The sequence below is a fragment of the Fangia hongkongensis FSC776 = DSM 21703 genome (assembly GCF_000379445.1).
GTDB lineage: Bacteria > Pseudomonadota > Gammaproteobacteria > Francisellales > Francisellaceae > Fangia > Fangia hongkongensis.
The window spans coordinates 195,146-207,228 of sequence record NZ_KB902262.1; the positions used below are offsets into that span (position 1 = coordinate 195,146).

General features: G+C 40.3%; 12 protein-coding genes. 8 read left to right on the forward strand and 4 right to left on the reverse strand.

Translation table 11 applies throughout. The annotated features are described in order from the left end of the window. Window positions 1-3: 3 nt before the first annotated feature. Together A37Q_RS15135 and A37Q_RS0109250 are read right to left on the reverse strand one after the other, a co-directional pair. Window positions 4-387, reverse strand: coding sequence for an outer membrane protein assembly factor BamE (locus A37Q_RS15135; RefSeq protein ID WP_018299995.1), 384 nt, complete (start codon window positions 385-387; stop codon window positions 4-6). A 33-nt stretch (window positions 388-420) separates the two neighbouring features. Beyond that, on the reverse strand, window positions 421-1,005 hold the full coding sequence (locus A37Q_RS0109250; protein ID WP_018299996.1) for a D-sedoheptulose-7-phosphate isomerase: 585 nt from the start codon (window positions 1,003-1,005) through the stop codon (window positions 421-423). Window positions 1,006-1,100: 95 nt separating this feature from the next. On the opposite strand from A37Q_RS0109250, the gene A37Q_RS0109255 reads away from it, so the two are divergent. Beyond that, the gene (locus A37Q_RS0109255) at window positions 1,101-1,877 is read left to right on the forward strand and encodes a hypothetical protein (RefSeq protein WP_018299997.1); all 777 of its coding nucleotides are present in this window, start codon (window positions 1,101-1,103) and stop codon (window positions 1,875-1,877) included. A gap of 70 nt (window positions 1,878-1,947) precedes the next feature. Here A37Q_RS0109255 and A37Q_RS0109260 read toward each other — a convergent pair whose 3' ends face one another. Continuing rightward, complete coding sequence (locus tag A37Q_RS0109260) at window positions 1,948-2,529, reverse strand: HAD family hydrolase (RefSeq protein ID WP_018299998.1); 582 nt, start codon at window positions 2,527-2,529, stop codon at window positions 1,948-1,950. 158 nt (window positions 2,530-2,687) lie between these two features. Between A37Q_RS0109260 and A37Q_RS0109265 the strand changes: the two genes are divergently transcribed. From A37Q_RS0109265 to trpD, 6 genes are all read left to right on the forward strand, one after another. Continuing rightward, window positions 2,688-3,293: a peroxiredoxin gene (locus A37Q_RS0109265; protein ID WP_018299999.1), complete on the forward strand. Its 606-nt coding sequence runs from the start codon at window positions 2,688-2,690 to the stop codon at window positions 3,291-3,293. 151 nt (window positions 3,294-3,444) lie between these two features. Further along, the gene (locus A37Q_RS0109270) at window positions 3,445-4,791 is read left to right on the forward strand and encodes an LbtU family siderophore porin (protein WP_018300000.1); all 1,347 of its coding nucleotides are present in this window, start codon (window positions 3,445-3,447) and stop codon (window positions 4,789-4,791) included. Between the two features lie 81 nt (window positions 4,792-4,872). Next, window positions 4,873-5,598, forward strand: coding sequence for a DNA polymerase III subunit epsilon (gene dnaQ / locus A37Q_RS0109275; RefSeq protein ID WP_018300001.1), 726 nt, complete (start codon window positions 4,873-4,875; stop codon window positions 5,596-5,598). 207 nt (window positions 5,599-5,805) lie between these two features. After that, window positions 5,806-8,226 (forward strand): DNA topoisomerase (ATP-hydrolyzing) subunit B, encoded by a 2,421-nt coding sequence (gene gyrB, locus A37Q_RS0109280; RefSeq protein ID WP_018300002.1) that lies wholly within the window; start codon window positions 5,806-5,808, stop codon window positions 8,224-8,226. Between the two features lie 104 nt (window positions 8,227-8,330). Next, entirely contained in the window at window positions 8,331-9,668 is a 1,338-nt protein-coding gene (rlmD, locus tag A37Q_RS0109285; protein WP_018300003.1) for a 23S rRNA (uracil(1939)-C(5))-methyltransferase RlmD, read from the forward strand. A gap of 17 nt (window positions 9,669-9,685) precedes the next feature. After that, complete coding sequence (trpD, locus tag A37Q_RS15140) at window positions 9,686-10,645, forward strand: anthranilate phosphoribosyltransferase (RefSeq protein WP_018300004.1); 960 nt, start codon at window positions 9,686-9,688, stop codon at window positions 10,643-10,645. A gap of 69 nt (window positions 10,646-10,714) precedes the next feature. Here the strand turns inward: trpD and A37Q_RS0109295 are convergent, their stop codons facing one another. After that, window positions 10,715-11,455: a tRNA threonylcarbamoyladenosine dehydratase gene (locus A37Q_RS0109295; protein ID WP_018300005.1), complete on the reverse strand. Its 741-nt coding sequence runs from the start codon at window positions 11,453-11,455 to the stop codon at window positions 10,715-10,717. Between the two features lie 185 nt (window positions 11,456-11,640). Between A37Q_RS0109295 and A37Q_RS0109300 the strand changes: the two genes are divergently transcribed. After that, window positions 11,641-11,835: a hypothetical protein gene (locus tag A37Q_RS0109300; RefSeq protein ID WP_018300006.1), complete on the forward strand. Its 195-nt coding sequence runs from the start codon at window positions 11,641-11,643 to the stop codon at window positions 11,833-11,835. Window positions 11,836-12,083 lie beyond the last annotated feature (248 nt).

The following is a 12,083-nucleotide window of genomic DNA, read 5'->3' on the forward strand; positions in this document are numbered from 1 at the left end:
TAGCTATTGAGCTTGAGGCGCGCTCTTTTTAGCGCTGGTATAAATAGTTTGAGGTGGTGGGTAGTTGCCGCCAACATTTTGCAGCTTATCATCTTTGAAAGTTAAAATAAGCTGTTTTTCTTCTCGTGCTGAGTGGATGGTCCGCTGATAGGTGTAAACATAAATCCATTGGTTATTATTTAACGGATCTAGCATATCGGGAGAGCCAAGAAGATATTGAATCTGTGCCTTATTCATACCCGGTTTGATTTTTTGCATCACATCTTTTGGTAAAATCTTGCCTTGTTGCACAGGTGGCGTATAGGGTGTGATCAGCGAACATCCTGCGAGCGCCAAAAAACCAAGGCTGAAAATAAAAAGTGTAATCGTTTGTGTGTATCGTCTCATTAATAACAAGTCTTTATAATCTTTTCGTTTGATTTATACGCCAAATAAACACTTATCAATTACATCACTTAAGCAGTGAAGAATGAGGCTGTGACTTTCATAAATGCGTGCAGTATTCTCAGAAGGTACGCACAGCTCAGTGTCTTTGGCGCCACATAATTCACGTATTTTACCACCATCTTTGCCAGTTAAGCTAATAATCTCTATGTTTTTTTCATGGGCAGCTTCTATGGCCTCAATTAAATTTTCATCATTGCCACCTTTGGAAATGCAAATAAGTGCATCGCCCTCACTGCCAAGTGCCATAACTTGTTTTGAAAAGATATATTGAAAGCCAATGTCATTGGCAATGGCACTTGTCGGTGCCATGCTAGTCAGGTCAATAGCAGGAAGTGCAGGGCGCTCCATCTCAAAGCGATGCAAAAGCTGGGAGGTAAAATGATTCGCTTGAGCGGCGCAGCGCCCATTGCCACATAACAAAATTCGGTTGCCTCTTAAAATAACATTGGCAAGTTTCTCTCCGGCACTAGCAATGTCCTCTGACATGCTATCGGCAATTAAAATATTGGTTTGAATATTTTCACTGAAGTGGTTTTTGATGCGCTCTGCAAAAGCCATTTATTAAATTCCTGGTATCTAAAGATTGATAAACGAAGGATATTTGATTAATCTGCCACAATAACTCGAGCACGTCAAACAGGTTGTTGTATTTTATGCCAGGAAAAAACTCAATTGTAGAGACATTGAAAAATGCTTTTCAATTGTATCGTTCAACATTTAAGATTTGTTTTATTATTGCCATGTTGCTCTCTGTGATCACTGAAGGTTTCAAAGTGTATGCGCAGAGCCTTGGACTTGGAAAGGTGGTTGCTGCATATATAAATACAGGAAAAATAGATGACAGTGCGCTGTCGAATCATGGGCTTTTAATGTTTTTAGCTGTCGCAACGATTGTGCTGACTTTGCTTGTCTATGGTCTTTTGATTTGTATCGGTGCGATCAAGGCGCAAAGTGCACAAAATGACGGTTTTTTTGCAAAAGATATGCAAGCTGCGTTGTTGATGTTAAGAAGACGTTTTTGGAGTTTTGTTGGTGCGTTTATTTTAAGTATTATCCTCTGGGTGTTTGGCAGTTTTTTAAGCTTGATTGGCATTTGGATCGTGATCAGTATCACGCTTGTGTTTTTCCCGGTTGTTCTGATTGATAATTTAAATCCCTTTGCCGGTTTTAAAGAAAATTTAAGATTAATGAGACCGCATATCTGGTATGTTTTACAGCTTGGCTTTATCGTTGTGCTGTTTTTATTTTTAAAATCCGTGCTGTATCTTCTTTTTACCTCAATAACGGGCGTTGATCAGCTGGGTTTTGGCATTGAGCATGTTTTAATGATCTTTATAGAGGCGCTTTGTCTGCCTTATGTGATGATGCTTTCAGTTGCTGCATTTTATGAGCTTAACAAAAGAGATGATTTGCCAACTTATGAGCAATAAATAGTTAATGGGTTATGACTCAGAGTAGATACCAAAGGGCAGTTTTTCTTGAGAATAAATTAACCAAAATCTAAGGGTAGAATGTTCTGACATCGGTTACCACCATATTGGCTTTAATGGCGTTAATAAGCCCGGGTTTGCCATCTTCAAATACATGACATTTATCACTGTCAACGCCTAATCGCTCAGCAATAAGTGTGAAACTTTCAGGGTGTTCTTTGGTTGGATGATCATCATTTGCTGTAATGATAAAATCAAACAAATGGCGAAGATTAAGCGCATCAAGTGTTTTATATACATTCTCTTCTGTGCCGCCAGAGATCACGACCATTGGCAGTTTTTTGTGGTATTCTTTGATTAAATTAACAATCGGCTCAATAGGCAGCACCTTGTGGATTTCTTGATGGGCAAGCATCTCTTTTTCATGCACGATTGCGGGAATATCATGTGGAAAATCCTGTCCTTGGGTTAAGTGCTGCAAGATTTTCACAGTAGGGATGCCATTGAAGTGCGCAAGCTCTTCAGAGCTAATGTCAATTTCATAACGTGAGGCAATGGTGCTCCAAGCGCGATTATGGATAATCATGCTATCGGCAATCGTGCCATCACAGTCAAAAATAAGGGCTTGTGTTTGTGGGTGTATGTAAATCATTCAGCTGGCTTAAGCTCTAGAAATTAATGCTATAGTATTATTGACATATTTCACATCACAGCGCAAACTTTTGCGCATGGTTTTTGCGGTTGTTTCGTGCAGGCTAAACGCTGCGTGGAGTGACTACAGTGATTTTTAATGCAAAATGGAGAATCAAAATGTCTGTACTAGTTGGAAAGAAAGCCCCTAATTTTACTGCCCCTGCTGTGTTAGCAGATGGTGCTATTGTCGATAGCCTAGAGTTTAATCAGGCAAGAGAAGGAAAATACGCAGCGGTTGTATTCTATCCGCTTGATTTTACATTTGTTTGCCCATCAGAGCTAATTGCGCTTGATAAGCGTGTTGATGCCTTAAAAGCGTTGGGTGTTGAAGTGTTTGCAGTGTCTATTGACTCACATTTCACACACAATGCTTGGAGAAATACACCAATTGATCAAGGTGGTATCGGGCAGGTGAAATACACGATGGTCGCTGATATCAATCACAGTATCTGCAAAGCCTATGGTGTTGAAGCAGAAGATGCAGGTGTTGCTTATCGCGGTACTTTCTTGATTGATAAATCTGGTGTCGTCAAACATCAAGTTGTAAATGATTTACCATTAGGTAGAAATATGGATGAATTGGTGCGCATGGTTGAGGCGCTTCAGTTTTTTGAAGAAAATGGTGAAGTGTGCCCAGCTGGTTGGCATAAAGGAGACAAAGGAATGCAAGCATCACCTGAGGGTGTTGCAAACTATTTGGCAGAAAATGCCGAAACACTGTAGTAAATCTTTACAAAGAGGCAAAAAATACTGTAATTTCGCTTGAAAAATTACAATAAAGTGATACCTTTGTCGAGGTATGGTGTTTATGTTGGTCTACAATGCCGTCGAGATTAAAGGTAAATTTAAGTTTTTAAACAGTCGAGGAGAAACTATGAAACTTAAGATGATCGTAGCAGCAGTTGCTGCAACTGCAAGCGCTTCTGCCTTTGCAGCAGGTTCAATGAATGATCAGGTTCAAAACAATGGTGGTGGTGTTGTTAACGTTCGTACAGACGCTAATTACTCACAGCAAGTATTGAACAACCAAAACGTAACAGGTACAGCGCTTGATATCTTACATGCGCGCAAATCTGGCGATCTTGCTTCAAACGCTATCTATATCGGCGGTAAAGGTGAGATTTATGGCACTTATGGTAATGTAAGTGGTAATAACAACGGCAACTATGTTCCCGGCACTTTAACAGCTGGCTATGATGGTGGTACTAATAGTGCTACGAATATTAAAATGCCTTATGCTGATATTGCCTTAACATCCACAATTGGTGACTGGGTAACAGGTTTTGCTGATCTTCAAGTAACAAATGTTGGCTCAAGTAATGTAACTTTACCAAATGCATATTTTATCGTTGGTAACTTACAGAAATCACCAGTGTATTTCGTTGGTGGTAAAAAGGTTGTTGATTTTGGTAAGTTCAGCTCACCAAATAACTTTATGCCGACATTAACACGTGCTTATTTCATGGCATATGGTGGTCAAGTTGCAGCGGGTTACTCACAAAATGGCATTAATGCAGCATTCACTTTAATGAATGGTTTAGGTGAGTCTATGCTGAACTCAGGTGCTTCAAATGCCAATCAGGTAAATGATTTTGCATTAAGCGCGTCATATAACGGTACAGCTGGCAAAGTGAAGTACTATGCAGGTGCGGGCTATATTAACGCGACTGGCTTTAGTCATACAGCTAATACAGTATCTGCTTTGGGTGATAGTAATAACACTATGGTTGGCGCAGTTGACTTTAATGGTGGTATGACAGTTCAAGGCCTATCAGTAAATGGTGAGTTCTTGATTACTACTCAAGGTGTGCGTGGTATGAATAGTACTTCTGTATATCAAAATGCTTATGCAACAAACACAGTTGCAGGAGGTATTGCAGGTACTAGTGCGGTTGCTGACTCTACGGGTTATGCGGCATTTGGCTTTAATGCATTGCCTGCTTTGATTAGCTTTGATTCTGGTTCAACTGTTAAAGCTTGGAGCTTAGACTCTTCTTACACAATGCCAGTTGCTGGTAAGGATATGGTTCCTTATGTAACTTACAGCCAAGTTGCACAAAACTCTGACAATAACCTTTACCAGATCGAAGTGGGTACACGTTATAACATTATCGACACTGTTTGGGTTGGTGGTTCTTATAACTATATGTCAGGTAAATCTGGCGGTAGCAGCATTGGTAAATTCAACACAGTTATGTTGGATGCAACTGCTTACTTCTAAGCGCACGCTTAAAAAGTAATGTAATATATAAAAAGGTCGCTTTGCGGCCTTTTTTGTTATCTGATAGAAAAAAGGCAGCTTATGAAAAGACAGCTATTTGTTGATACCGAAACCACGGGTTTTGAGTATAAAAAAGGGCATCGGATTATTGAATTTGGTGCGGTGGAAATGATTAATCGAAAGCTGACAGGCAATAACCTTCATTTTTACTTTAAGCCAGATATTGCCGTGGAAGAGGGTGCCTTTCGCGTGCATGGCATCAGTAATGAATTTCTCGCTGATAAACCACTATTCTCTGAGAAATCATCTGAGATTATGGAATATCTAAAAGATGCAGAGCTCATTATTCATAATGCTGCCTTTGATGTGCCTTTTTTAAACTGGGAGCTCGGTCTTCTTAAGCCCAATAACTGGGGTGTAATAGAGAGTTATTGCCAAGTGTTAGATACGCTTATTATGGCGCGTAAAAAGCATCCGGGGCAGAAGAACTCGCTTGATGCATTATGCGCGCGTTATGGGATTAATAACAAGCACCGTACGCTTCATGGTGCGCTCTTAGATGCTGAGATCTTGGCAGATGTCTATCTTATGATGACAGGGGGGCAGACGGAGCTTTTTGCTGCCTTGAGTGAAGATGATGACAAGGTGGAAGTGAAAGCAACTACAAGTATTATTCAAAATCAAGATCAAGGGAATCAATCTTCCATTAAAGCGAGGTTGTCAGCTTCTGCAATTAAGGCGCATGAAGCCTACTTAGCGTTATTGGATAAAAAATCAAACAATAATACCTTGTGGCGTAAGTTGTAGCCAAAGCCTATCTGAAAATAGCCTCAAGGATGAGATGAATTATACGCGCTTTTGGCGCTCAAATTTGATATAATCTCTATTTAAAGCATACCCTTTAGTGATGTGTTATCCAATACATAAAATCCATCTAAAATAGCTAGCGCTATTTTACCTGATATGGCCACGGGAAGTGTTGAAATTAAATTAAACCAAATACGGAGAGACTGAATGTCATCTGAAGTAAATAGCTATGATTCGTCGAATATTAAAGTATTAAAAGGCTTGGATGCAGTACGAAAAAGACCGGGGATGTACATCGGAGATACTGATGATGGCTCTGGTTTACATCATATGGTCTTTGAGGTTGTTGATAATGCGATTGATGAGGCATTAGCTGGCTACTGTGATGACATTAAAGTGACGATCCATACCGATGGCTCTGTCTCTGTGTCAGATAATGGTCGAGGCATCCCCGTTGATATTCACCCAGAGGAAGGCAGATCAGCAGCAGAGGTGATTATGACAGTGCTTCACGCTGGTGGTAAATTTGATGATAACTCTTATAAAGTTTCAGGTGGTCTTCATGGCGTGGGTGTGTCAGTGGTGAATGCACTCTCTGAAACGCTTGAGCTTAAAATTTGGAAAAATAACAAAGAATACATACAAAATTATGTTCATGGCGAACCTGAAGCGCCGTTGGCAGAAGTGGGCGCGAGTGAAAAATCAGGCACAAGAATTCGCTTTAAACCTTCATCAGAGACTTTCTCTAGCATTGAATTTAGCTATGAGGTTTTGGCTAAGCGTATTCGTGAGCTGTCATTTTTAAACTCTGGGGTGAAAATTGAGCTGATTGATAAACGTGATGATCGCTCAGAGATCTTTGAATATGAAGGCGGCATCAGCGCCTTTGTTCAGCATTTAAATCAAAATAAAACCCCTTTGAATGATGTAATTATCAGTATTCAAGGTGAAAAGTCAGAGGTGGCGGTTGATTTGTCTATGCAGTGGAATGATGGTTATCAGGAGAATATTTTTTGCTTTACCAATAATATTCCACAAAAAGATGGCGGAACACATCTATCGGGTTTTCGTGCAGCATTAACAAGAACGATTAACAGTTATATTGAAGCAGAAGGTTTAAATAAAAAGCTTAAAATCAGCACATCGGGTGATGATGCAAGAGAGGGGTTAACGGCTGTATTATCTATTAAAGTGCCAGATCCTAAATTCTCTTCACAGACAAAAGATAAGCTTGTTTCATCTGAGGTTAAATCGGCGGTTGAGTCTTTAGTGAATGAAAAATTGAATGAATATTTGCTAGAGAATCCATCTGAGGCAAAACAGATTGCCAATAAGATTATCGATTCGGCGCGTGCGCGTGAGGCAGCGCGAAAAGCAAGAGAGATGACAAGAAGAAAAGGGGCGCTTGATATTGCAGGTCTCCCTGGAAAACTTGCAGATTGTCAGGAGAAAGATCCGGCGCTCTCTGAGCTTTATATTGTTGAGGGAGACTCAGCGGGCGGCTCTGCAAAGCAGGCAAGGGACCGTCGTACCCAAGCTATTTTACCGCTTAAGGGTAAAATTCTTAATGTTGAAAAAGCACGCTTTGATAAAATGCTGGGCTCGCAGGAAGTGGGTACTTTGATTAAAGCTTTAGGTTGTGGGATTGGTCGTGATGAATATGATCCTGAGAAAGTGCGTTATCACCGTATTGTAATTATGACGGATGCGGATGTTGATGGTTCGCATATTCGCACCCTTCTTTTAACCTTCTTTTACCGTCAAATGCCAGAGCTTGTTGAGCGTGGCTATATTTATATTGCTCAGCCGCCACTTTATAAAGTAAAGCGGGGTAAGCAAGAGACATACCTAAAAGATGATGCTGCGCTTTTTGAGTATCTAGGCAGCATTGGTATTGAAGGGGCGAGTGTCTATCCTGAGAAAGATGCGCCAGCGATTACAGGAGTTGGTTTAGAGAGCCTTTATAAAGAGCATCAAAAAGTGCAATCACGCATTAATATTCTCTCAAGACGTTATCCAGAGGCTGCATTAAGTGCGCTTGTGTATTATCCAGAGTATAATCCTGAAGCCAATATTGAGGGATTAAGAGAATGGTGGCAGGGTTTTGCTCAGCACTTAAACCAACGAGTGGGTGGCTATGAGCATTATACAGCTGAGCTTATAACCGATACAGTGGATGAAGAGATCCGCATTAAGTTAAAGCTAAGCCGCCTTTTGCATGGAGTGACTACAGAGTATGTGTTCTCACCGAGCTTCTTTGAAGGGAAGGATTATCATTCAATTGTTGCACTTGGCAAATCGCTCTCTGGGTTATTCTCTAAAGGAGCGTATGTTGAGCGCGGTACGCGAAAAGAATATGTTGATAACTTTGAGCAAGCAGTGAATTGGCTTATTTCAGAGGCAAAGCGTGGTCAAAATATTCAGCGCTATAAGGGTCTTGGTGAGATGAACCCAGATCAGCTATGGGAGACAACGATGGATCCAGCTGAGAGAAGAATGCTTCAGGTTACCGTGGCAGATGCAGTTGCCGCAGATGAGCTGTTTTCAACTTTGATGGGGGATCATGTTGAACCAAGGCGTGATTTTATTGAAGGCAATGCGCTGAATGTTGTGAATTTGGATGTTTAGTTTTCATCAAAGATTAAAATGACAAAACAGCTGTCAAAAAAAATCAGTGACTTTTTATTGGCGCTTGGTATACAATACGCGCTATTTGATTCATCGTTGATACAATGCGTAGGAAGAAACTGCCTGAAGGGGCCTTTAAAGCAGAAGTAACTGGACTGTCTCATGAGGGGCGTGGAATTGCAAAAGTTGAGGGTAAAACAACTTTTATTTCATTTGCGCTGCCGGGTGAAACGGTGCAATTTGAATATTCTAATCGAAAATCCAACTATGATGAAGGCATGGCAGTAGAGGTGCTTGAAGCCTCAAATTTGCGTGCTAATCCGCCGTGTGAGTATTTCAAACTGTGCGGTGGCTGTTCATTTCAACATGTCTCTCCCAATGAGCAAATTAAGCTTAAAGAAGAGACGCTTTTAAATCATTATCAACATTTTGGTCAAGGCATTCAACCTGAAAAAGTGCTAAAGCCACTTGTCTCTGACAATACAGAGCATTATCGAACCAAGGCACGTTTAGGTGTCAGATATGTGCATAAAAAAGGCAAAGTGCTGGTTGGCTTCCGTGAGCGAAATGGCCGATTTTTAGCAGAGATTGATCATTGTAAAGTGTTGGATAAGAGTGTGGGAACTGATCTTCGCATATTACAAGAATTGATCATTTCATTGGAAAGTTATAAAGAGATTCCGCAAATTGAAGTAGCCGTCGATGATCAAAGAACGGCGCTTATTATTAGACACTTAGTTGATTTATCTCCAAGTGATCTTGAAAAAATCAGTTGTTTTGCTAAAGCGCATGGCTTTTGGATTTATTTGCAATCGAAAGGACCTGATACAATAAAGCGTCTCTACCCAGATGCAAATGAAACACCAAAGCAGTTATCCTATCGCTTAGATGAATTTGATGTGCAAATTAACTTTGAGCCAAATGATTTTACCCAAGTGAATAGAGAGATTAATCACAAGATGATCAATCAGGCTTTAAACTTATTGGAAGTTAGCCCATCAGATACGGTGCTGGATTTATTTTGTGGCCTTGGGAATTTTAGCCTGCCACTTGCAAGAAAAGCAAAGTATGTCGTTGGTGTTGAAGGTGATGAGGCAATGACAAAGCGTGCAGGGGAGAATGCACAACAAAACAGCATAGACAATGTAGCGTTTCACGCGGCAAACTTGTTTGAGGATATCTCAAAACATTCATGGATTCATGAAATGAGATTTGATAAGCTGTTATTAGACCCGCCAAGAGCTGGGGCTGAAAAGCTTTGCTCGCAAATGGATTTGATTCAGCCAAAGCGTATTGTTTATGTTTCATGTGACCCATCGACATTAGCGCGTGATGCAGGTATCTTGGTGAAAGAAAAAGGATATAAGCTTGTTTCTAGTGGGGTTATGGATATGTTTCCACATACAACCCATGTTGAATCCATTGCTGTTTTTGAAAAGTAATAAATTAGAGAGAGAAGATGGAAGTACAAGAGATTATTGATGCTTTGCTTGCAGAGGATATCAGCGTTGATGAGCAATACAAGCTGGTTAAAAAGCTAGATGAAAATGTTCTTGAAGACGATGTGCTTTTGCAAATTGCGGAGTGTTTTTTACAGAAAAGCTTGCTTGTTAAAAATCCTTTTGAAGAGACGATTGATATTGTAGGTACAGGTGGTGATGGTTTGCAGACCTTAAACTATTCCACTTTAAGTGCGCTTGTTGTCCATGCGCTAGGGGCTAAAGTTGCCAAGCATGGTAATAAATCTGCCACCTCAAAATGTGGTAGTTTTGATTTTTTGGAGCGCTTAGATATTGTAATTCCTAAAACGCCTGAAGAAGCTTATAATGAGCTTGTTAATACAGGCTTCACTTTTCTCTTTGCGCCTTACTTTCATCCGATATTCGCACGTGTTAAAGAGGTGCGAGGGCGATTTGCTGAAGAGGGTAAACGCACTTTTTTTAATATCTTAGGGCCACTTTTAAACCCGATGCGTGTTAAGCGTATGATGGTGGGTGTCTATCAAAAAGAGCTTTTAATGCCTTATGCTAAAACACTTTCAAAACTGGGTGTTGAGTATGCTTATGTTGTCCATGGTGATGGAATGGATGAGTTTAGTGTTTGTGGTGTGAATCAAGTGGTTAAGATTGACAAAGGAGAGATCTCAGAGTTTAGCCTTCATCCAGAGCAGTTAGGGTTTATCAGAAGTAAGCTTGATTATCTAACTGCAGGAGATTCATTCACTAACTTTGAAGAGTCTCAAGCGCTTTTAAGTAATGAGCTTCTAGGCGCAAAGCAAGATACGCTTGTGCTCAATGCCGCTGCGGCACTTCATGTTGCTCGTGGTTTTGAGGGGACATTAGGAAAGTGTGTTGAGGAAGTTCAGCAGCGGTTGAAACAAGGTGAGTTTTCCGCCCTTCTAGCACAAAGAAAGGATTAGTCTTTAAGCGTCTGCCAGCGTGTCTCTGGTATTTTCAGGATAATGCAAAAAATGATTATAGAGGCGATATTATCTTTGATGTATTTGATTGGCAATAATCTCTTGAATTACTTTGCCAGCGATGGTGAGCCCAAATAAAGCAGGAAGATAGCTAATAGTGCCGTTTACTGCACGATCTCGCCCCTCTCCTGGAACAGGCTCAGGTGGTAGTGGCGCAATAGGTTTTTCAGTGGAATATACCGCTAAAATGCCCTTTTTAACTTTCTGGCGTCTTAAGCGGACACGCATGACTCTGGCAAGTTTGCACACGCTTGTTTTGTAAATGTCAGCGACTTTAATTTGTGTGGGGTCAAGCTTTCCACCTGCGCCCATGCTGGAGATGACACGATATCCTCTCTCATGTGCTCCGCGGACAAAAGCAACCTTGCAAGAAAGGCTATCAATCGCATCGATCACAAAGTCATAGGGTTGGTTCAAAATGTTATCCATATCATCGGGGCGAATAAAATCATCGATGATTGTTACATTGCAGTTAGGGTTAATATCCTTAATGCGATCACGCATAATTTCGGCTTTTTTAACGCCAATATTTGAGTTTAAAGCCACAAGCTGGCGATTTAAATTTGAGCTTGAGACAACATCATGGTCAATTAGGGTGATATTGCCAATGCCAGATCTTGCAAGGGCTTCAGCAGCAAATGAGCCAACGCCACCGACCCCAGCGAGTAAAACATGTGCCTTTTTTAATGCCTCAATGCCATGGTCATTCACTAATATTGCGGTACGTTCAAATAATCCACTATGTGTCATTTTGATCTAATTATTATCATTTTAATTATTATAATGGGCGATAGTATTGCACAAATTTTAGTTGATGACTACGGCAAAATATTGCAGTTTCAGGGTGGATATAAATTGAAGATAACAGGGATTGCATTTGCACTTAATTTTGATAAAGCTACAATTAAATTATATCGATCTCAAGGGTGTTATTTATGGAGAAGGGTAAGAAAAATGCATTTGAGCTAAAGCTGCCTGTGAAAATTCGTGACCATAAAGATAATGTGATTATTATTCATATTGCCTATACATCTGAAGGCTTGGAGTTTAGCTATCTTGAGATGTCTACCGTTTACCCGGAAGAAAAGAATATTTTAGTCGCCCCTGAAAAATTCCTTAAAGCTATATAAGTAGTGTGTTAGCACTTGAAATTTCGCAAGCTAAATTGCAAGATTTATGGTATCAACCATGCAAAACCTTGCAATTTCATGCGTAATAAAGAGCAAAAATTCAAAGAAACCAAAGACCTATTCAAACCAGAATTATCAGAGCAAATTGATCTTTCTCATAAACTTTGCTTATTAGCTGATTTTATTGATTGGGAGAAGCTGGATGATTATCTATCAAACTGCTTTAGTGAACATTCAGGTCGTCAAAG

Excerpts from the sequence above, each read along its gene's own strand:
- A37Q_RS0109265 (WP_018299999.1), top strand. The coding sequence starts at position 2,688 with ATGTCTGTACTAGTTGGAAAGAAAGCCCCTAATTTTACTGCCCCTGCT.
- A37Q_RS15135 (WP_018299995.1), bottom strand. The coding sequence starts at position 387 with ATGAGACGATACACACAAACGATTACACTTTTTATTTTCAGCCTTGGT.
- rlmD (WP_018300003.1), top strand. The coding sequence starts at position 8,331 with ATGCGTAGGAAGAAACTGCCTGAAGGGGCCTTTAAAGCAGAAGTAACT.
- A37Q_RS0109260 (WP_018299998.1), bottom strand. The coding sequence starts at position 2,529 with ATGATTTACATACACCCACAAACACAAGCCCTTATTTTTGACTGTGAT.
- gyrB (WP_018300002.1), top strand. The coding sequence starts at position 5,806 with ATGTCATCTGAAGTAAATAGCTATGATTCGTCGAATATTAAAGTATTA.
- A37Q_RS0109250 (WP_018299996.1), bottom strand. The coding sequence starts at position 1,005 with ATGGCTTTTGCAGAGCGCATCAAAAACCACTTCAGTGAAAATATTCAA.
- A37Q_RS0109295 (WP_018300005.1), bottom strand. The coding sequence starts at position 11,455 with ATGACACATAGTGGATTATTTGAACGTACCGCAATATTAGTGAATGAC.
- A37Q_RS0109300 (WP_018300006.1), top strand. The coding sequence starts at position 11,641 with ATGGAGAAGGGTAAGAAAAATGCATTTGAGCTAAAGCTGCCTGTGAAA.
- dnaQ (WP_018300001.1), top strand. The coding sequence starts at position 4,873 with ATGAAAAGACAGCTATTTGTTGATACCGAAACCACGGGTTTTGAGTAT.
- A37Q_RS0109255 (WP_018299997.1), top strand. The coding sequence starts at position 1,101 with ATGCCAGGAAAAAACTCAATTGTAGAGACATTGAAAAATGCTTTTCAA.
- trpD (WP_018300004.1), top strand. The coding sequence starts at position 9,686 with ATGGAAGTACAAGAGATTATTGATGCTTTGCTTGCAGAGGATATCAGC.
- A37Q_RS0109270 (WP_018300000.1), top strand. The coding sequence starts at position 3,445 with ATGAAACTTAAGATGATCGTAGCAGCAGTTGCTGCAACTGCAAGCGCT.